The organism is Dechloromonas sp. ARDL1, assembly GCF_051122455.1.
Taxonomy (GTDB): Bacteria; Pseudomonadota; Gammaproteobacteria; order Burkholderiales; family Rhodocyclaceae; genus Azonexus.
Genome location: NZ_CP168939.1, coordinates 3359538 through 3380035, shown reverse-complemented (window position 1 = coordinate 3380035; position 20498 = coordinate 3359538). Strand labels below are relative to the sequence as shown.

Here is a 20498-nt window from a genome sequence, read left to right as displayed (position 1 = left end):
CAATGGAGCAATATCACGGCACGACTATCCTGTCGGTGCGCCGGGGCAGTATCGTCGCCATGGGTGGCGATGGCCAGGTCACCTTGGGTAACATCGTCATCAAGGCGACCGCCAAGAAGGTCCGCCGCCTCTACCAGGGGCGCATCCTGGCTGGCTTCGCCGGTGGCACGGCCGATGCCTTCACGCTGTTCGAGCGTTTCGAGGCAAAGCTGGAAAAGCACCAAGGCAACCTTGTCCGCTCCGCAGTGGAACTGGCCAAGGACTGGCGTTCCGACCGTGCCTTGCGCCGCCTGGAGGCCATGCTGTCGGTCGCCGACCGAGAGTCCTCGTTGATCATCACCGGCAACGGTGATGTGCTGGAGCCTGAGCATGGCATCGTCGCCATCGGCTCGGGCGGCACCTACGCCCAGAGCGCGGCGCGCGCCTTGCTCGAAAACACCGATCTGCCGCCACTGGATATCGTCACCAAGTCGCTCGAAATCGCCGGCGACCTGTGCATCTACACCAACCGCAACTTCACGCTGGAGACGCTGGAATGACGACCATGACGCCGCAGGAGATCGTTTCCGAACTGGACAAGCACATCGTTGGCCAGAACGCCGCGAAGAAAGCGGTTGCCATCGCCTTGCGCAACCGCTGGCGGCGTTCGCAGGTAGCCGAGCCGCTGCGCCAGGAGATCACCCCGAAGAACATCCTGATGATCGGTCCGACCGGTGTTGGCAAGACGGAAATTGCCCGCCGCCTGGCTCGCCTGGCCAATGCGCCGTTCATCAAGATCGAGGCAACCAAGTTTACCGAGGTCGGCTACGTCGGGCGCGATGTCGAAACCATCATCCGCGACCTGGTTGAAATGGCCATCAAGTCGGGGCGGGAGAAGGCGATCAAGGGCATGCGTGCCCGAGCTGAGGATGCGGCCGAAGAGCGCGTGCTCGATGCGCTGCTGCCGCCGGCGCGCAGCCCCGGTTTCTTTGCCGAAAACACCGAGGCTGCCGGCACCGAAAATACGACTCGCCAGAAATTCCGCAAGAAATTGCGCGAAGGCGAACTGGACGACAAGGAAATCGACATCGAGGTCGCCGCGCCGAGCATGCAGGCTGAAATTTTCGCGCCACCGGGCATGGAGGAGCTGACTCAGCAGATCCAGGGCATGTTCCAGAACATGGGCGGCGGCAAGAAGAAGTCACGTAAGTTGAAGATCAAGGAAGCACTGAAGCTACTCACCGACGAGGAGGCTGCCAAGCTGGTCAATGACGAGGAGGTCAAGCTGGAGGCGGTCAAGGCGGTCGAGCAGAACGGCATCGTCTTCCTCGATGAAATCGACAAGGTGACCAGCCGCTCGGATGCTCAAGGCGCCGACGTGTCGCGCCAGGGCGTCCAGCGCGACCTGTTGCCGCTGGTCGAAGGGACGACGGTGTCGACCAAGTACGGGATGATCCGCACCGATCACATCCTGTTCATTGCCTCCGGTGCCTTCCACCTATCCAAGCCGTCGGATCTGATCCCTGAACTGCAGGGCCGGTTTCCGATTCGTGTCGAACTCGATTCCCTGTCCGTGGCCGATTTCGAATGCATCCTGACCCAGACCGATGCTTGCCTGACAAAGCAATACCAGGCCCTGCTGGAAACGGAGGGGGTCGCCATCGAATTTGCCGACGACGGCATTCGCCGGATGGCGGAGATTGCTTTCCAGGTCAATGAGAAGACCGAGAATATCGGGGCGCGGCGCCTGCACACGGTGATGGAAAAACTGCTCGAAGAATTGTCCTTTACGGCTGGGAAGGTCGGCCTCGACAAGGTTTCAGTCGATGCAGCCTACGTTAACGACAAGTTGGGCGAAGTCGCTGCCGACGAGGATTTGTCGCGCTACGTGCTGTAAAGCGAATGGCCGGAGCACAGGGAGATTCCCCATGTTTCCGGCCAGCTTGCCCGGGCGGAATCGGGTGCTGTTCCCTGTCTTCGAGAGAACCCGTTGGACGACCATAGCCTGAGTTTCCGCCTGCTGGCGATCATCTTTCCCATCTTCGGCATCGTGGCGGCCGGCTATGTTTATGGCCGCAAGCACAAGCCCGAGATGGCCGTGGCCAATCGGCTCAATATGGACGTTTTCGTCCCGGCGCTGGTTTTTGCGGCGATGGCGGGCAAATCATTTGATCTGACGGCGTATGCGCCTTTGGCGTTGGGCGGATTCATCGTACTCGCCGCCTGCGGGTTGCTGGCCTGGCCGATTTCGCGCCTGATCGGCATCCAGCCCAAGACGTTGGTGCCGCCGATGCTGTTCAACAATTCCGGCAACATCGGACTGCCGCTCGCCGTGCTGGCCTGGGGGGAAAACGCACTGTCGGCGGCGGTGATCCTCTTCATGGTCGAGAACACCCTGCATTTTTCCTTCGGGGCACGCCTCCTCGACCCGCACGCGCGGCTACTGACCCTGTGGCGGGTGCCGGTGGTGGCGGCTGCCATCGCGGGCCTGCTGGTCGCCATCTTCAAGCTGCCGGTCTGGCAACCGCTGGTCATCGCCATCAAGATGCTCGGAGACGTGTCGGTACCCTTGTTGCTGTTCTCGCTCGGCGTGCGGATGACTGACGTGTCGTTCCGCGACTGGAAGGTGCCCGTGGGGGCGGCCGTGCTGCGGCCCTTGGCGGGCATGGCCATCGCCTATGGCGTTATCCAGTTGCTGGGACTGCAGGGGCGCGATGCGGCCATGTTGTTGGTGTTCGGTGCCTTGCCGCCCGCGGTGCTCAACTTCCTGTTCGCCGAGCGCTACAAGCAGGAGCCGCAACGGGTCGCATCCATCGTCCTGATCGGTAATCTGGCGGCGCTTGTCTTTCTGCCGCTGGCCTTGGTGCTGGTGCTCTAAGTCCGGAAGCGGTCGATCTGGCGCCGGTCGCGTTTGGTCGGCCGGCCGTGGATGTCGGCCGACGGTTCGACCGTGAATTTGCGTCGCATCTGTTCGGCTTCACGGGCGGTCATGCTGTCCGGCGTTTCCTCGTAGAGCATTCGCGCTTCGCTGGCCGGGCCGCGTTTCTCCGAGAGGGCGCGGACAACGACCTCCCAGCGGGTGTCTCCGTTGAATATATCCAGCCGGTCGCCGATCTTGACGTCGCGTGACGCCTTGGTCGGCGCTCCGTTCAGCTTGACCTTGCCACCGCCGACCGCATCGGTGGCCAGGCTGCGCGTCTTGAAGAAGCGCGCGGCCCACAGCCACTTGTCGATGCGGATGCCGCTCATCGCGGCAGGGTAATCTCGCCAGCGTAAAGCTGCTCGACGGTTTCGCGCTGGCGAATGACGTGAACCTGGTCGCCATCAACCATCAGCTCGATGGCGCGCGGGCGGGTGTTGTAGTTCGAGGCCATGGCCATGCCGTAGGCGCCGGCTGACATGACGGCCAACAGGTCGCCCGGCTGCACGCAGAGCGGACGGGCCTGGCCGAGGAAGTCGCCGGTTTCGCAGACAGGGCCAACTACGTCGTAGTCACGGTGTGTGCCTCCACGCGGCGCCACCGGTTCGATGTCGTGCCAGGCTTCGTACAGCGCCGGGCGCATCAGGTCGTTCATCGCGGCGTCGATGATGGCGAAGTTCTTGCCCTCGCCTTCCTTCAGGTATTCGATCTTCGTCAGCAGCAGGCCGGCGTTGCCGACCAGACGGCGCCCTGGTTCCAGCACGACCTGCAGGCCACGCCCCTGCAACTTGTCGAGCAGCGGCGTCAGGTAGGAAGCGACCGTCGGTTGCACTTGGTCAGCCTTGTACTTGATGCCGAGACCGCCACCGAGGTCGAGGTGATGGATGCGGATGCCTTCGCTTGCCAGCTGGTCTACCAGGGCCAGGATACGGTCCAGGGCTTCGACGAAGGGTGACGGGTCGAGCAGCTGCGAGCCGATGTGGCAGTCGATGCCGGCTATCTGGATATTCGGCAGGGCGGCTGCGCGACGGTACAGCGGCAGGGCATCATCGTAGGCGACGCCGAACTTGGCTTCCTTTAGTCCGGTCGAGATATACGGATGGGTCTTCGGGTCGACGTTCGGATTGACGCGTAGGCTGATCGCCGCCTTTTTGCCGCACTGGCCGGCGACTTCGTTGAGGCGTTCCAGTTCCGGAATGGACTCGATATTGAAGCAGAAAATGCCGGCGTCGAGCGCCAGCTTCATTTCGGCTGCGGTCTTGCCGACGCCCGAAAAGACGACTTTCTTGGGGTCGGCGCCAGCGGCCAGCACGCGTTGCAGTTCGCCACCCGACACGATGTCGAAACCGGCGCCCAGGCGGGCGAACAGGTTGAGGATGGCGAGGTTGGAGTTGGCCTTGACGGCGTAGCAGACGAGCGCAGCGTTACCGGCTGGATGGCCGCCGAGGACATCCTGGAATTCGCGCAGTGATTCGGTTAGCGCGGCGCGGGAATAGACGTAGGCCGGCGTGCCGAATTGGTCGGCGATAGCTGGCAGGGCTACGGATTCGGCGTGCAGGACGCCTTTCTTCAGGGCAAAGTGGGTCATTGGGCGTTGGGACGAGTGGGCGTGCTAACATCCTTGGCAGGCGTCTTGCCGCTGCTGAGCAGCGGTTCCGGCGCCGGGCCGGATGGCCTTTCAAGCTGGCCTTTCATGCCACAGGCGGCAAGGCCGAGAATGATCAGCAGGGCAGCGATTCTGGACATGTTCTGGACGCTGTCAGCAAAGAGCGGGATGGTAGCACACGATGGATGACAAGGATTTCAACCGGCTTGCCGACGAGACGTTGGCCAGGATCGAGGCGGCTCTCGAAGCGAGCCGCGCCGATGTGGATTTCGAGTTGGGCGCGGGGGGCGTTCTGGAGATCGAGTTTGCCGATGGCAGCAAGATCATCGTCAACCGACATGGCGTTAATAAGGAAGTCTGGGTTGCTGCTCGGGCCGGCGGTTTCCATTTTCGCTGGGATGGTGCGGCTTGGCGCGACACGCGGGATGGCACTGAATTGTTCGAAAAACTGTCGACGCTCGCCAGCCAGCAGGCCGGCGAGTCAGTAGGTTTGTGCTGATCAGTCGCTCGGCGGCGAACTGAGATCCGGTTTGGGCAAGGGGGTTGCGTCCTGAGCTTCTTCCTCGGGGGCTCGCTCCTTGACGTTTTCGGCATACACATAAGTCCGCTCGCGTCCTTCGCCGTAAGCGACCAGCCCTTCTGGCGCTTGTTGCGTCTGCATCGGGACATCCTTGAGCGCACGGCCCATGTAGCCGATCCATATCGGTAGTGCAGCGACGCCACCGGTTTCCCTGTCGCCCAGTTTGCGCGGCTGGTCGAAACCTATCCAGGCGCAACCGGCGACCGTCATCTGGTAGCCGCAGAACCAGGCATCGACATATTCGTTGGTGGTTCCCGTCTTGCCGGCCAGATCCTGGCGCTTGAGGGCTGCAGAGGCCTTGGCGGCGGTGCCGTAGAGGGTCACGTCGCGGAGCATGGTGTCCATCATGAAGGCATTGCGCGGGTCGATGGCGCGAATGGCCTCGTTCCCAGCTTCGATCTCGGCCGAATGGGCGACGACCTGGTCGCGTTCGTCACGAATTTCGCGAACGACGAAGGGGTTAACCTTGTAGCCGCCATTCGCAAAGACAGCATAACCGCTCACCATCTGCCACGGCGTGACGGAGCCAGCGCCAAGGGCCATGGTCAGGTAGGGCGGGTGCTTCGCCGCATCGAAGCCGAAGCGTGTCGCGTAATCCTGTGCGTAGTTGGTGCCGATGGCCTGAAGGAGGCGGATCGATACCATGTTCTTGGATTTGGCGAGGGCTGTACGCATCTTCATTGGACCTTCGTATTTGCCATCGTAGTTATGCGGCTCCCACGCCTGAGCGCCGGTCTGGCTGGCGGGGATTGTGATCGGCTCGTCGGCAATCACGCTGCCGGGAGCGAAGCCTTTCTCCAGCGAGGCCGAGTAGATGAAAGGCTTGAAACTGGAGCCCGGCTGACGCCAGGCCTGGGTGACGTGGTTGAACTTGTTGCGGTTGAAGTCGAAGCCGCCGACCAGGGCGCGAATGGCACCATCCTGCGGTGAAATGGCGACGAATGCCGATTCGACTTCCGGCAACTGCGTAATCTGCCAATTTCCCTTGTCGTCCTTTTGCAGGCGAATGATGGCCCCGCGCTTAAGGCGCTTGTTGGGGGGCGCTTTGTCGTCGAGCATCTTGGCGGCGAACTTGGTAGCGTCTCCGGTCAGGGTGACTACTTCGCCGCCCTTGCGGTAGGCGCGTATTTGTTTGGTGTCGGCCGCAAGGACCAGGGCCGGAATCAGGTCGCCGGTATCGGCAATATCTTGCAGCGCCTCGTCAATCGCTTCGTCCTGATCGGACTTGATATCTTTCATATCCAGATAGGACTCGGCTCCGCGATAGCCGTGCCTGCGGTCATAGTCCATGACCCCTTTGCGCAAGCTGTTGTAGGCAGCTTCCTGCTCCGCCTTGATGATCGTGGTGTAAACCTTCATGCCGCGAGAATAGATTTCTTCCGGGAAGCGTTCGGCGGTGATCTGGCGTGCCATTTCAGCGACGTATTCGGCGTGTACGGCGTAGCCGGCGAGTTCGCGTTTGATGACCAGGGGTTCCTTCAGCGCCGCCGCTTGCTGCGTGTCAGTGATGTAGCCCAGTTCGTGCATCCTGCGCAGCACGTATTGCTGACGGAGTTTTGCGCGGTTGGGGTTGACTACCGGGTTGTAGGCAGAGGGCGCTTTCGGCAGTCCGGCCAGCATGGCGGCCTCAGCAATCGAGACCTCCTTGAGCGGCTTGCCAAAATAGATCTGGGCCGCAGCCGCGAAGCCGTAGGCGCGCTGTCCCAGAAAAATCTGGTTGATATAGAGCTCGAAAATCTGATCCTTGCTCAGATTGCTTTCGATTTTGAACGACAGCAGCGCTTCGTACAGTTTGCGGGTATAGGTCTTTTCACCGGTCAGGAAAAAATTTCGCGCTACCTGCTGGGTAATGGTCGATGCTCCCTGGCGCTTGCCGCCACCCAGCAAATTGGCACCTGCCGCACGCAGGATACCGGTATAGTCGATTCCGCCGTGCTGGTAAAAGCGATCGTCCTCGGCTGCAAGGATTGCATGTTTCAATACGGGCGGGACATCCTGGAAGGCGACGACCGCGCGGCGCTCCTCACCGTATTCGCCGATCAGAAATCCGTCGGCGGTGTAAACCCGCAGCGGAATTTTCGGGCGATAGTCTGTCAGTACCTCCAGAGATGGCAAATTCGGGTAGGTCAGGACAAGAATGATCAGAACCATTGCAACGCCCATTGCTGCCAAACCGACCAAAAATATGACGGGATAAAGAATCAGACGCAGTGCGGAAGGTAGGGAAGGCACGGTGTTCGGACGGGCAAAAATGAAGTTGCGCCGATTATACGCCGGGGCATATTCCGGCCGTGAAAATGCTTTACACACCTATAGGTTGTTGCTAGCATCTGAAGTGAATTATTGGTTATTTTTGTAACTTCGTAATCCGTAAGGACTTTTTGGGGGTCTGGTGGGCTTCGATATCTCAGCGTTGTTAAATCCTAAGGCGCGCTCCCTTTTCGGCCTGGACATCAGTTCCTCGGCTGTCAAGATGGTTGAGTTGACAGCCAATGGAAAAGACGGCTATCGCGTCGAGCGCTACACCATCGAGGTGTTGCCCAAGGATGCGGTTTCCGACGGCAATATCGCCAATCTGGATGGCGTGGTCGATTGCGTCAAGCGTGCGTGGAAACGGATGGGGACGTCGACGCGCAATGTCGCCATGGCCTTGCCGGGCTCTGCAGTCATTACAAAAAAAATCATCGTTCCGGCAGGTTTGCGTGACGACGAGCTGGAGGCTCAGGTCGAGACGGAGGCAAATCAATACATCCCGTTCGCGATCGATGAGGTTAATCTCGATTATCAGGTACTCGGGCCAGCCCCGGCGGTTCCTGATGAACTGGAAATCCTGATTGCAGCGTCCAAGAAAGAGCGGGTCGAGGATCGTGTCGCGGTTGCCGATGCGGCCGGACTGAAGGCAATGGTCGTCGATGTCGAGTCCTTTGCGGCACTTGCTGCATTCGAGTTGATTGAGCGTCAATTGCCCGAGTCGGGCAAGAATCAGGTTGTCGCCTTGATCGATGCCGGGGCAAACGTCATGAACCTGACGGTCTTGCGCAACGGACAGCAGGTTTATGCCCGCGAACAGGCCTTCGGTGGCGGGCAACTGACTCAGGATATCGCTCGTCATTACGGCATGACTATCGAAGATGCCGAATCTGCGAAGCGTGCTGGTAATCTGCCGGAAGGGTACGAAGTCGAGTTGCTGAATCCGTTCATGGAAAACCTCGCACTTGAAGTCTCTCGGGCGCTGCAGTTTTTCTTCACGTCGACCCAATACAACCAAGTTGACCATATCGTGCTGGCAGGCGGCTGTGCCGTCATTCCGGGAATCGATGAGGTCGTTGCTACGCGTACCCAAGTCAATACGCTGATCGCCAATCCCTTTGCCAATATGGTGCTGTCTGATCGTGTACGGGCGAAAAGCCTTCTGGCGGATGCATCTTCGTTGATGGTGGCGTGCGGCCTGGCGCTGCGGAGGTTCGATCCATCATGATACGTATTAACCTCTTACCGCATCGCGAGGAAGCGAAGAAGGCGCGACGCGAACAGTTTTTCGTCTTGGCCGGATTGGTGTTCGTGCTTGGTGCATTGATTGTGTTTGCCGGGTATACGCTCATCGACAATGCGATCAGCCAGCAGGAAAGTGCCAACAATTTCCTGAAGCAGGAAATTGCTGTTCTGGACAAGCAGCTCGATCAAATCAAGCGCCTTAAGGAGCAAACCCAGGCGTTGCTTGCACGCAAACAGGTTATCGAAAATCTTCAGCGTGACCGTGGAGAGACAGTTTATCTGTTGAGTGAATTGGTCAAGCAGGTGCCGGAGGGAATTTACTTGAAGTCCGTCAAGCAAGATGGCCTGAAGGTCAATCTCGTCGGGCATGCTCAATCGAATGCGCGTATTTCGGCGCTGATGCGAAATCTTGACGCGTCGCCTTGGATGGAGCAGCCGCAATTGATTGAAAGTAAGGCTGTGGTTGTCGGTGGCCGTAGAGTCTACGAGTTTGGCATGAGCTTTGTGCTGACCCGGGTCAAGCCCGATGATGGAAAGGAGAAAAAGTGAACGTGAAATCCGTCTCCTTGCCGAGCATCGATATTCAGTCTATAGCGGATGATTTCCGCTATATGAACCCGAACGATCCAGGTTCATGGCCGCTGATTCCTAAGATTGCTGTCTTGGTTGGCTTGTTCGTCGCTATCGTGACCGCTGGCTGGTGGTTTGTTTGGAACGATCAGTTTGTCGACCTAGATACGAAGGAACGGGAAGAGCAAACCCTGAAGCAGCAGTTTCTTGATAAAAAACGCCAGGCTGTCAATCTGGATTTGTATGTTCAACAGCTTGCCGAAATTGACCGTTCTTTCGGGGCCTTGCTCAAGCAATTGCCCGATAAATCTGAAATCGAGGCACTATTGATTGAAATCAACCAGGCTGGCCTTGGTCGGGGTTTGCAGTTTGAACTCTTCAAGCCAGGCCAGGAGCAGGTCAAGGATTTTTATGCCGAGCTTCCGGTGACCGTAAAGATCAATGGTGGTTATCATGATTTCGGTGCTTTCGCTGCCGATATCGCCAAACTCCCCCGCATTGTCACTCTGAATAATATTTCAATCGCCCCGATCAAAGAAGGAGGGCAATTGACGCTGGACGCAACGACAAAGACTTTCCGTTATCTTGATGAAGAAGAGGTCGCTCGCCAGAGGAAGTCAGAGCAGGACAAGAGGGCCGCACAAGGAGCGAAAAAGTGAACCGACTATTGCTCACGGTCGTCTTTAGCGTCTTGGGGGCCTGTGCTGGTGGGGAGCACGAGGATCTGAAGCAATGGATGGCAGAAAATACGAAGGATATGCGTGGGAATGTGCCCAAGTTGCCCGAGGTCAAGCCGTATGAACCGGTTCCCTACTCAATGGATGGTGTCCTCGACCCATTCAAGCCTAGCAAGATCGAGCCGGAGTCTCGGTACAAGCAGCTCGCCGGTAAGGGCGGGGCTTTTCAGCCGGATTTTGAGGCGCGGGAAATTCGCAACAGCATGCTGGAAAAATATCCCATTGAGTCGCTCAAGATGATTGGCTACATGAATGTCAACAAACGTCCGATGGCCGTCATACAGGTCGAAGACAAAGTCAAGCAGGTCAAGGTCGGAGACTATATGGGGCTTGACTTTGGCATGGTCACTCAGGTTTCCGACACTGAAGTGCAATTACGGGAATTGATACAGGATTCTGCTGGCGATTGGAGTGAGCGAAAAAGCTCTCTCTATCTGCAAAGCAAGGAGGGGAGCAAGAAATGAAATTCATTAAACACGCATTGGCCACTCTCGCGGTGTGTCTTGCTTTCTCGCCTTCCGCTTGGGCGGAGGCTCTTCCTTCAAATGCCATTGAGGCGGTCAACGTAGCTCAGCAGGGAAACGAGGTTTCGTTGCGTATTGATATGAAGGAAGCCTTGAGCGCCCCTCCGCCGGGTTTCAGTGTTGCGAATCCGGCAAAAATTGCCCTCGATTTCCAGTCAACGGCCAATGCGCTTGGAAAAAATAGCCAGGTTTTCAATCAGGGTGACTTGCGCAGCATGAATGTTGTACAGGTCGGCGACCGTACACGGGTTGTGCTCAATTTGGTTAAAAGCCTCAATTTCAAGACGCGCCTTGAAGGAAAGTCGCTTTATGTAACCCTGTCTCCGGTTGAGCGGGTTTCCGATTCTGCGGCTACGCGTTCGACCCGATTTGCCGAGGAAAGTCTGGTTGGTACCAAACATTCCGTGAACGACGTTATGTTTCGCCGCGGCAAGGACGGTGAAGGACGCATCATCGTCGACCTGAGCGATTCAGGGACGGGAATCGATATTCGCCAGCAAGGCCCGAGTCTGGTTGTCGATTTCATGAAGACGACGGTCACAGACAGATTGCGTCGCAAGCTCGATGTAACCGATTTCGCGACACCGGTGACAAGCGTGGAGACCCGGTCCAATGGCGATAACGTGCGGATGATCATCTCGCCCAAGGGCTTGTGGGAGCACAATGCCTATCAAAGTGACAACCAGTTCATTGTCGAAGTAAAACGTATCGTCGAAGACCCAAATAAACTGGTTCAGGGGGCCAAGGTGGGTTATCAAGGGCCGCGTGTAAGCATCAACTATCAGAATGGTGATGTTCGTGCCTTGCTCCGCCTGATGGCGGAGGAACTTGGCTTGAATGCGGTGATCAGCGAAACGGTCACGGGAACTACAACTCTGGTCCTAAAAGACGTGCCGGCAGATCAGGTGATCGATATCATCTTCCAGCAAAAAGGCTTGGATATGCGCAAAAAAGGCAGCATCATCATGATCGCTCCGCGCGATGAAATTGCCACGCGTGAAAAGCTAGAATTTGAGTCGAAGCAGCAGATCAGCGAGTTGGAGCCGCTGCGGCTTGAGCAATTTCAATTGAATTATCAAAAAGCCGTTGATGTGGCTCGCCTATTGGCAGGTCTTCCCCCATTGGGAGCAGCAGGGGGGGGGCTCTTCCTCCGGGGGGGGGCTCAGGCGCAGCGTATTCTCAGCAAACGTGGTAGTGCTGTGGCCGATCCGCAGTCAAATATCATTTTTATTAACGACATACCCTCCAAGCTGGAGGAGATTCGCTCTTTTATCAACGCAATCGACGTGGGGGCTCGCCAGGTGCTGATTGAGGCGCGAGTTGTAGAGGCAAGCGATAGCTTTAATCGAAGTATTGGGACGAAGTTGAATTTCTTGAACCAGAAGCAAAGTACGCTGGGCGGAAGTGGTTGGAATGTTACAGGGGGGCAGATTACTCCGGGAACTACGACGCCGACCGTTACAAACCCAACGCAGACGACCCCGCAAACTATTGGCGTGAACCTGCCTTCCTATACATCGAAAGGTGGGACGCTTGCACTATCGCTGTTTAATTCGAATTTAACGAAATTTTTGAATCTGGAGATAGCTGCTCTTGAATCGGATGGTATCGGAAAAATTATCTCCAGCCCGCGAGTGATTACGGCAAACAATGTCAAGGCGAAGATCGAGGATGGTACGGAGGTTCCTTATGTGACTACGCAGACCACCGGCACGTCGATTACTCAGACGGTGAGTTTCAAGCCAGCCAAATTGTCGCTGGAGGCAACTCCGCAAATTACGCCTGAAGGTACGGTGCGTATGGCCTTGGTGGTTAAGAAGGAAGAGCCAGATTGGACAAAGGCTGTTCTCGGTAATCCTCCAATCAAGAGTTCCATCGTCGAGACCAATGTGGTTGTCGAAAATGGCGGTACTGTTGTGATTGGTGGGGTGTTTATTACCAAAACGGAAGATACTGTTGAAAAGGTGCCACTGTTGGGCGACATTCCTTTTCTGGGATGGTTGTTCAAATACAAGAAAGATGTAGGGGAGCGTCGTGAGTTGTTGGTATTCATTACTCCGCGTGTGATTTCAGATAAGGTCCGTTTCGACTGATTTGAAGACTTCATTGCTAGAAAGGCCGGCAATAGCCGGCCTTTTTTGTGTCCATTCAAGACTCGGCTAAAATCACTTTGTGGAACAGAATCGAAACATATATCTGGTCGGCCTAATGGGGGCTGGCAAGACAACTGTCGGGCGTATGCTTGCCAAGCGCTTGTCTCGTCCTTTTATGGACTCGGACCACGAAATCGTCGAGCGAACAGGGGTGCCGATCCCGACAATCTTCGAAATCGAAGGTGAAGATGGCTTTCGTCGCCGCGAGGCGCAGACCCTGCACGATCTCACGGCGGGAACAGGCCTCGTTTTGGCAACCGGTGGCGGGGTGGTGATCAACCCGGAGAATCGCCGTCGTTTGAACGAAACGGGCTGGGTCGTTTATCTGAACGTTCCTCCCCGCCTGTTATTTGAGCGGACGCGCCATGATCGTAACCGTCCGCTGCTGCATGTCGAAGATCCGTTGGCTCGACTGGAGGAGTTGCATGCCGCCCGTGACCCTCTATACCGGGAAACGGCACATCTGATTGTGGACGGTTCGCATCTGGTTGCAGCGGGAATCGTCCAGCACTTATTAAGAGAGTTCAACCGTCTATGCAAAGTTTGATTCAAACCCTTGAGCTTGATCTCGGTGAGCGCTCCTATCCGATACATATTGGACCGGATCTTTTGGAGCGGGCGGATTTGCTCCTGCCCTTCATCAAGCAAAAAAAAGTGGTGGTGGTATCCAATGAGACAGTGGCGCCGCTTTACCTGGGTCGTTTGTGCGAAACGCTGGCAAGCGGTGGTATTGCTGTGCATTCCGTTGTTCTGCCCGATGGTGAAAAGTTCAAGACCTGGGAAACACTGAATCTGATTTTCGATGCCTTACTCACTGAGCGCTGCGAACGCAATACGGTTCTGATTGCCCTGGGGGGGGGGGTGATCGGGGATATGGGGGGCTTTGCGGCGGCCTGCTATCAGCGTGGAATGCCCTTCATTCAGGTGCCGACAACCTTGCTGTCGCAAGTCGATTCGTCGGTGGGCGGCAAGACGGCGATCAATCACCCGATGGGGAAAAATATGATTGGGGCGTTCTATCAGCCCAGGTTGGTATTGGCGGATATTTCGACGCTCGACACACTTTCCGACAGGGAGTTGAAAGCCGGCTTGGCCGAGGTGGTCAAGTACGGCCTGATCCGCGACCCCGAATTTTTCGATTGGCTTGAGCTCAATTTGGACAAACTGCTCGCGCGCGATAAGGCGGCACTGGTGTACGCCGTACAGCGCTCCTGTGCCAATAAGGCCGAGGTTGTTGCGGCTGACGAGCGTGAGAGCGGCGAACGCGCCTTGCTCAATCTCGGGCATACCTTCGGCCATGCCATCGAAACCGGCATGGGGTACGGCGAGTGGCTGCATGGGGAGGCGGTATCGGCCGGTACGCTCATTGCTGCCGAATTGTCATGCGCTTTGGGGTGGATCAACGCGGCAACCGTGGCTCGGATCGAGGGCATCTTTGTTCGGGCTGGTTTGCCAGTATGGGCTCCACGGCTTGGTGTCGAGCGATACGTCGAGCTGATGAGCCATGACAAGAAGGTTCTGGATGGAAAGCTGCGCTTGGTATTGCTGCAGGCTATTGGCAAGGCGGTCGTTTCCGATGTCGCGACGCCTGAGCAGATTGCGGCTGCTATCGAAGCGCGATGCACTGCGGCGGGGTGCAATTGACTCGCTGTGGGCGGGTTTGGTGCATCGCAGCATCTTGATTCGACAGGGGTTTGCCAGTATATTTAATGGTTGCCTCAAATTTTCGTACAGGCCGAAGCGTCAAATATGACGTTCGGCTTTTTTCATCATTGGTCCTGATGCAGGAGGACCAAGTACTATGAAGGAATGCGTGTGATGGAACCGGCAGTACCTGATCGGCAGGGTTTGTACGACCCCGCCAACGAGCACGACGCTTGCGGCGTGGGCTTTGTTGCCCATGTCAAAGGCCAGAAGAGCCACAATATCGTCGAGCAGGGTTTGTTGATCCTCAAAAATATCGACCACCGCGGCGCCGTCGGCGCCGACCCGCTGCAGGGTGACGGTGCCGGTATCCTGATCCAGATTCCGGATCAGTTCTATCGCGAGGAAATGGCCAAGCAGGGCGTTGAACTGCCGCCGAATGGCGAGTACGGCGTCGGCATGGTTTTCCTGCCGCAGGAAGCCGCTTCGCGCCACGCCTGCGTCGAAGAAATCGAGCGTTCCGTGTTGGCCGAAGGCCAGATCATCCTCGGCTGGCGCGATGTGCCGGTCAATGCCGACATGCCGATGTCGCCGACGGTCAAGGCCAAGGAGCCGGTGATCCGCCAGATCTTCGTTGGCCGCGGTCCGGATGTTTTCGTCACCGACGCTCTCGAGCGCAAGCTGTACATCATCCGCCGCCGCGCCGCCAACGCCATCAAGTCGTTGAAGCTGAAGCATGGCCAGGAATTCTATGTGCCGTCCTTCTCGGCACGTACCGTGAACTACAAGGGTCTGCTGCTGGCCGATCAGGTCGGCGTGTATTACCTCGACCTGCAGGACAAGCGTACCGTCACCGCCCTGGCTCTGGTACACCAGCGCTTCTCGACCAACACCTTCCCGACCTGGGATCTGGCCCACCCGTTCCGCTACATTGCCCACAACGGTGAAATCAACACCGTGCGTGGCAACGTCAACTGGTTCAAGGCCCGTGAACAGGCGATTTCCTCGCCGATTCTCGGCGATGATCTGAAGAAGGTCTGGCCGCTGCATTACCCTGGCCAGTCGGACTCCGCGTCCTTCGACAACGCGCTCGAACTGCTCGTCATGGGCGGCGGCTACTCGCTGGCCCAGGCCGTCATGCTGATGATCCCGGAAGCCTGGGAAAAGCACACGACGATGGACGAAAACCGTCGCGCCTTCTACGAATACCATGCCGCCATGATGGAGCCGTGGGACGGCCCCGCCGCCGTTGCCTTCACCGACGGTCGCCAGATCGGCGCCACGCTGGACCGTAACGGCCTGCGTCCGGCCCGCTACTTGGTTACCGACGACGACCTCGTGGTCATGGCCTCCGAATCGGGCGTGCTGCCGATCCCGGACAAGAAGATCGTCAAGAAGTGGCGTCTGCAGCCGGGCAAGATGTTCCTGATCGACATGGAACAAGGCCGCATCATCGACGACCAGGAGCTGAAGAATTCCCTGGCCAACGCCAAGCCTTACCGCGAGTGGATCGAGAAGATCCGCATCAAGCTCGACGAAGTGCCGGCTGCCGACGAAAAGTGCGCCGCATCGTCCGCCTCGTTGCTCGATCGCCAGCAGGCTTTCGGCTACACGCAGGAAGACGTAAAGGTCATCCTCGAGCCGATGGTCCAGAATGGCGAAGAAGCCACCGGTTCCATGGGTACCGACTCGGCTCTGCCGGTGCTGTCGGCCAAGAACAAGACGCTGTACGCCTACTTCAAGCAGTTGTTTGCCCAGGTGACCAACCCGCCGATCGACCCGATCCGCGAAGAACTGGTCATGTCGCTGGTGTCCTTCATCGGCCCGAAGCCGAACCTGCTCAACACCAACGACATCAACCCGCCCATCCGCCTCGAAGTGTCGCAGCCGGTCCTGTCCTTCGCCGACATGGAAAAGCTGCGCAACATCGGCAAGTACACGTCGAACAAGTTCCGCTCCTTCGAACTGGATATCTGCTATCCGGTCGCCTGGGGCAAGGACGGTATCGAGGCCCGCCTGGCTTCGCTGGCTGCCGATGCGGAAGATGCCGTGCGTTCGGGCGCCAACATCCTGATCGTCTCCGACCGTCAGGTCAGCGCCGAGCAGGTCGCCATCCCGGCGCTGCTGGCCACGTCCACCATTCACCAGCACCTGGTCAAGAAGGGCCTGCGCACCAGCGCAGGTCTGGTCGTCGAGACCGGTTCGGCCCGCGAAGTGCATCATTTCGCCCTGCTCGGCGGCTATGGTGCCGAAGCTGTGCATCCGTACCTCGCGCTGGAAACCATCGAATCCCTGGCCAAGGGCGATGCCGAGAAGGCCGAGAAGTTCACCAAAAATTTCATCAAGGCCATTGGCAAGGGCCTGTGCAAGGTCATGTCCAAGATGGGCATCTCGACCTACATGTCCTACACCGGCGCCCAGATTTTCGAAGCGATCGGCCTGCAAAAGGACTTCGTCGAGAAGTATTTCACCGGCACGCCGTCCAATATCGAGGGTATCGGTGTCTTCGAGGTTGCCGAGGAAGCCATCCGTCTGCATACCGAAGCCTTCTCGGCCGATCCCGTGCTCTCCAACATGCTCGACGCCGGCGGCGAATACGCCTACCGCACCCGTGGTGAAGAGCACGTGTGGACTCCGGACTCCATCGCCAAGCTGCAGCACTCGACCCGCTCGGGCAAGTACGAGACCTACAAGGAATACGCCAAGCTGATCAACGATCAGACCAAGCGTCACCTGACCCTGCGCGGCCTGTTCGAATTCAAGCCGCAAGGCGGCCCGATCCCGCTCGACGAAGTCGAGCCGGCCAAGGAAATCGTCAAGCGTTTCGCCACCGGCGCCATGTCGCTCGGCTCGATTTCGACCGAAGCACACACCACGTTGGCCATCGCCATGAACCGTATCGGCGGCAAGTCGAATACCGGTGAAGGTGGCGAAGACGCCAAGCGCTTCCAGCCGCTGAAGGCCGGCCAGAAGCTGTCGGAAGTTGTCGGTGCCTCGCGCATCGAGCGCGACTACGTGTTCAAGGAAGGCGACTCGCTGCGTTCCGCCATCAAGCAGGTCGCTTCCGGCCGCTTTGGCGTGACCACCGAGTATCTGGTCAATGCCGACCAGATCCAGATCAAGATGGCGCAAGGCGCCAAGCCGGGTGAAGGCGGCCAGCTGCCCGGTCACAAGGTGTCCGAGTACATCGGCTTCCTGCGTCACTCGGTGCCGGGTGTCGGCCTGATCTCGCCGCCGCCGCACCACGACATCTACTCCATCGAGGATCTGGCACAGCTGATCCATGACCTGAAGAACGCCAACTCGCGTGCTTCGATCTCGGTCAAGCTGGTGTCGGAAGTCGGTGTTGGTACGGTGGCTGCCGGTGTCGCCAAGGCCAAGGCCGATCACGTCGTGATCGCCGGTTTCGACGGTGGTACGGGTGCTTCGCCGCAATCCTCCATCAAGCACGCCGGTACGCCGTGGGAACTCGGCTTGTCCGAAACCCAGCAGACCCTGGTGCTGAACCGCCTGCGTTCGCGTATCCGCGTCCAGGTCGACGGCCAGATGAAGACTGGTCGCGACGTCGTCATCGGCGCGCTGCTCGGTGCTGATGAATTCGGCTTCGCCACCGCACCGCTGGTCGTCGAAGGCTGCATCATGATGCGCAAGTGCCACCTGAACACCTGCCCGGTTGGCGTCGCCACCCAGGATCCGGTGCTCCGTCAGCGCTTCTCCGGCCAGCCGGAACACGTCGTGAACTACTTCTTCTTCGTCGCCGAAGAAGCCCGCGAAATCATGGCCCAGCTGGGTATTCGCAAGTTCGACGACCTCGTCGGTCGTGCCGATCTGCTCGACATGCGTGCCGGTATCGAACACTGGAAGGCGAGGGGCCTGGATTTCAGCAAGGTCTTCTACCAGCCGAACGTTCCGGCCGAGGTTTCGCGCCGCCATACCGAAGGCCAGGATCACGGCCTCGAGAAAGCACTCGACCACAAGTTGATCGAACAGGCCAAGCCGGCACTCGAAAAGGGCCAGAAGGTCCAGATCGAGACGACCATCATCAACGTCAACCGTACCTGCGGCACCATGCTGTCGGGCGAAGTCGCCCGCCGTTATGGCAATGCCGGCCTGCCGGATGACACCATCCACATCAAGCTGACCGGCACCGCCGGTCAGGCCTTCGGTGCCTTCCTGGCGCGTGGCGTTACCCTCGACCTGACGGGCGAAGGTAACGACTACGTTGGCAAGGGATTGTCGGGTGGCCGCATCATCATCAAGCCGAACGCCGATTTCCGTGGCGATACGCAGCAGAACATCATCGTCGGCAACACCGTCATGTACGGCGCGACCGAAGGTGATGCCTTCTTTGCCGGCGTCGGTGGCGAGCGCTTCTGCGTCCGCAACTCCGGTGGCACGGCTGTCGTCGAGGGTGTCGGCGACCACGGTTGCGAATATATGACCGGCGGTACGGTCGTCGTGCTGGGCATGACGGGTCGTAACTTCGCGGCCGGCATGTCGGGCGGCATCGCCTATGTTCTCGACGAGGACGGTTCCTTCAAGAGCCGCTGCAACCTGGCCCAGGTCGCCCTGGAAAAGGTGTTGCCGGCCAACCGTCACGCCGCGGGCGAACCGCTGCACCGTGGCCAGGCTGACGAAACCCAGCTCAAGGAGCTGGTCACCCGTCATGCCGAATACACCGGCAGCAAGACCGCCAAGGCCATCCTTGCTAACTGGGATGCCTATCGCGAGAAGTTCGTCAAAGTCTATCCGCACGAATACAAGCGGGCGCTCACCGAGATGGCCGCTGCTGCACAGAAGGAGGCCGCATAATGGGCAAGCCGACTGGATTCATGGAGTTCGAACGCCTCGAAGAGGCCTACGAACCGGTCGAAAAGCGCCTGACGCACTACAAGGAGTTCGTCCAGACCCTGTCTGACGACGCTGCCAAGACTCAGGGCGCACGCTGCATGGACTGCGGCATCCCGTTCTGCAACAACGGCTGCCCGGTGAACAACATCATTCCGGACTGGAATGATCTGGTGTTCCGTGGCAACTGGAAGCAGGCGCTGGACGTGCTGCATTCGACCAACAACTTCCCGGATTTCACCGGCCGCATCTGCCCGGCACCCTGCGAAGCCGCCTGTACGCTCGGCATCAACGCCGCGCCGGTGGGCATCAAGTCGATTGAGCATTTCATCATCGACAAGGGCTGGGAAATGGGCTGGGTCGTGCCGCAGCCGGCCGCCGTCAAGACGGGCAAGAAGATTGCCGTGGTCGGCTCCGGCCCGGCCGGCATGGCCGCTGCCCAGCAGCTGGCGCGCGTCGGCCACGACGTGACCGTGTTCGAGAAGAGCAGCCGTATCGGCGGCCTGCTCGGCTTCGGCATTCCCGACTTCAAGCTCAACAAATCGGTCATCGACCGCCGCGTATCGCAGATGCAGGCTGAAGGCGTGACCTTCAAGACCAAGGTCATCGTCGGCGACAAGAACATCCCGGCCGGCATCAACAACGATGCCACCGAGACCGTTTCGGCCGATCAGCTGAAGAAGGATTTCGACGCGGTGATCCTCGCCGCCGGTTCGGAAGTGCCGCGCGACTTGCCGGTGCCGGGCCGCGAATTCAAGGGTGTCTATGCCGCGCTTGAGTTCCTGATCCCGCAGAACAAGGAAGTCCAGCAGGGCGTCAAGAACCCGATCAACGTCAAGGGCAAGCATGTTGTCGTCATCGGTGGCGGCGATACCGGCTCTGACTGCGTCGGTACCAGCTACCGCCACGGCGCTGCGTCGGTGACCCAGTTCGAACTGATGCCGGCACCGCCGGAGCAGGAAGACAAGCCGCTGGTCTGGCCGTACTGGCCGCTGAAGATGCGCACCTCGTCCTCGCACAAGGAAGGCGAGACCGTCCGCGAATTCGCGGTGGCTACCAAGTCCTTCATCGACGATGGCCAGGGCAACGTCAAGGCGCTCAAGGCTGTGCGCGTCGAGTGGAAGGAAGGCAAAATGCATGAAGTCGCCGGTTCGGAATTTGAACTGCCTTGTGACGCCGCCTTCCTGGCCATGGGCTTCACCAACCCGGTGGGTTCGTTGCTTGATGCCTTCGGCGTCGAGAAGGATGCTCGCCAGAACGCCAAGGCGACGACCGACGGCGAAGGCTGCTACAAGACCAACGTCGAGGGCGTCTATGCCGCCGGCGACGTGCGTCGTGGCCAGTCGCTGGTGGTCTGGGCGATTCGCGAAGGTCGCCAGGCCGCCCGTGAGGTTGATGCTTTCCTGATGGGTTCGACCACGCTGCCGCGCTAAGCCGATACG

Annotated in this window: 17 protein-coding genes; 13 read left to right on the top strand and 4 right to left on the bottom strand. The window is 58.7% G+C overall.

What is annotated here, in order from left to right; translation table 11 throughout:
- Positions 1 to 2: 2 nt before the first annotated feature.
- The 3 genes from hslV to AB6Q56_RS16750 all read left to right on the top strand — a co-directional run bounded on the left by hslV (position 3) and on the right by AB6Q56_RS16750 (position 2857).
- The gene (hslV, locus tag AB6Q56_RS16760; protein WP_434514192.1) at positions 3 to 539 is read left to right on the top strand and encodes an ATP-dependent protease subunit HslV; all 537 of its coding nucleotides are present in this window, start codon (positions 3 to 5) and stop codon (positions 537 to 539) included.
- Positions 536 to 1876 (top strand): ATP-dependent protease ATPase subunit HslU, encoded by a 1341-nt coding sequence (gene hslU / locus AB6Q56_RS16755; RefSeq protein ID WP_434514191.1) that lies wholly within the window; start codon positions 536 to 538, stop codon positions 1874 to 1876. The genes hslV and hslU overlap by 4 nt, the downstream gene beginning before the upstream one ends.
- A gap of 93 nt (positions 1877 to 1969) precedes the next feature.
- On the top strand, positions 1970 to 2857 hold the full coding sequence (locus tag AB6Q56_RS16750; protein ID WP_434514190.1) for an AEC family transporter: 888 nt from the start codon (positions 1970 to 1972) through the stop codon (positions 2855 to 2857).
- Here AB6Q56_RS16750 and AB6Q56_RS16745 read toward each other — a convergent pair.
- From AB6Q56_RS16745 to lptM, 3 genes are read right to left on the bottom strand one after another with little or no spacing between them, the layout of a single operon-like run.
- Positions 2854 to 3228 carry an RNA-binding S4 domain-containing protein gene (locus AB6Q56_RS16745; RefSeq protein ID WP_434514189.1) on the bottom strand — a complete coding sequence of 125 codons (375 nt, stop codon included), beginning with the start codon at positions 3226 to 3228 and terminating at the stop codon, positions 2854 to 2856. The genes AB6Q56_RS16750 and AB6Q56_RS16745 overlap by 4 nt on opposite strands.
- The gene (lysA, locus tag AB6Q56_RS16740; RefSeq protein WP_434514188.1) at positions 3225 to 4487 is read right to left on the bottom strand and encodes a diaminopimelate decarboxylase; all 1263 of its coding nucleotides are present in this window, start codon (positions 4485 to 4487) and stop codon (positions 3225 to 3227) included. Before lysA ends, AB6Q56_RS16745 begins: the two co-directional genes overlap by 4 nt.
- Positions 4484 to 4645, bottom strand: coding sequence for an LPS translocon maturation chaperone LptM (gene lptM, locus AB6Q56_RS16735; RefSeq protein ID WP_434514187.1), 162 nt, complete (start codon positions 4643 to 4645; stop codon positions 4484 to 4486). Before lptM ends, lysA begins: the two co-directional genes overlap by 4 nt.
- A gap of 41 nt (positions 4646 to 4686) precedes the next feature.
- Between lptM and cyaY the strand changes: the two genes are divergently transcribed.
- Positions 4687 to 5004, top strand: a complete 318-nt coding sequence (gene cyaY / locus AB6Q56_RS16730; RefSeq protein WP_434514186.1) for an iron donor protein CyaY — start codon at positions 4687 to 4689, stop codon at positions 5002 to 5004.
- Here cyaY and AB6Q56_RS16725 read toward each other — a convergent pair whose 3' ends face one another.
- Positions 5005 to 7236, bottom strand: coding sequence for a penicillin-binding protein 1A (locus AB6Q56_RS16725; protein WP_434514185.1), 2232 nt, complete (start codon positions 7234 to 7236; stop codon positions 5005 to 5007).
- A gap of 241 nt (positions 7237 to 7477) precedes the next feature.
- Between AB6Q56_RS16725 and AB6Q56_RS16720 the strand changes: the two genes are divergently transcribed.
- From AB6Q56_RS16720 to AB6Q56_RS16680, 9 genes are all read left to right on the top strand, one after another.
- Positions 7478 to 8563 (top strand): pilus assembly protein PilM, encoded by a 1086-nt coding sequence (locus AB6Q56_RS16720; RefSeq protein WP_434514184.1) that lies wholly within the window; start codon positions 7478 to 7480, stop codon positions 8561 to 8563.
- Positions 8560 to 9129 carry a PilN domain-containing protein gene (locus tag AB6Q56_RS16715; RefSeq protein ID WP_434514183.1) on the top strand — a complete coding sequence of 190 codons (570 nt, stop codon included), beginning with the start codon at positions 8560 to 8562 and terminating at the stop codon, positions 9127 to 9129. The genes AB6Q56_RS16720 and AB6Q56_RS16715 overlap by 4 nt, the downstream gene beginning before the upstream one ends.
- On the top strand, positions 9126 to 9809 hold the full coding sequence (locus AB6Q56_RS16710) for a type 4a pilus biogenesis protein PilO (protein WP_434514182.1): 684 nt from the start codon (positions 9126 to 9128) through the stop codon (positions 9807 to 9809). The genes AB6Q56_RS16715 and AB6Q56_RS16710 overlap by 4 nt, the downstream gene beginning before the upstream one ends.
- On the top strand, positions 9806 to 10351 hold the full coding sequence (locus tag AB6Q56_RS16705; protein ID WP_434514181.1) for a pilus assembly protein PilP: 546 nt from the start codon (positions 9806 to 9808) through the stop codon (positions 10349 to 10351). The genes AB6Q56_RS16710 and AB6Q56_RS16705 overlap by 4 nt, the downstream gene beginning before the upstream one ends.
- The gene (gene pilQ, locus AB6Q56_RS16700; protein ID WP_434514180.1) at positions 10348 to 12504 is read left to right on the top strand and encodes a type IV pilus secretin PilQ; all 2157 of its coding nucleotides are present in this window, start codon (positions 10348 to 10350) and stop codon (positions 12502 to 12504) included. The genes AB6Q56_RS16705 and pilQ overlap by 4 nt, the downstream gene beginning before the upstream one ends.
- Before the next feature lie 145 nt (positions 12505 to 12649).
- A complete protein-coding gene (locus AB6Q56_RS16695) occupies positions 12650 to 13111 on the top strand; it encodes a shikimate kinase (RefSeq protein ID WP_434514179.1) in 462 nt (153 codons plus the stop codon).
- Positions 13099 to 14208 (top strand): 3-dehydroquinate synthase, encoded by a 1110-nt coding sequence (gene aroB / locus AB6Q56_RS16690; protein WP_434514178.1) that lies wholly within the window; start codon positions 13099 to 13101, stop codon positions 14206 to 14208. Before AB6Q56_RS16695 ends, aroB begins: the two co-directional genes overlap by 13 nt.
- A 174-nt stretch (positions 14209 to 14382) precedes the next feature.
- Positions 14383 to 19020 (top strand): glutamate synthase large subunit, encoded by a 4638-nt coding sequence (gltB, locus tag AB6Q56_RS16685; RefSeq protein WP_434514177.1) that lies wholly within the window; start codon positions 14383 to 14385, stop codon positions 19018 to 19020.
- Complete coding sequence (locus AB6Q56_RS16680; protein WP_434514176.1) at positions 19020 to 20489, top strand: glutamate synthase subunit beta; 1470 nt, start codon at positions 19020 to 19022, stop codon at positions 20487 to 20489. Before gltB ends, AB6Q56_RS16680 begins: the two co-directional genes overlap by 1 nt.
- Positions 20490 to 20498 lie beyond the last annotated feature (9 nt).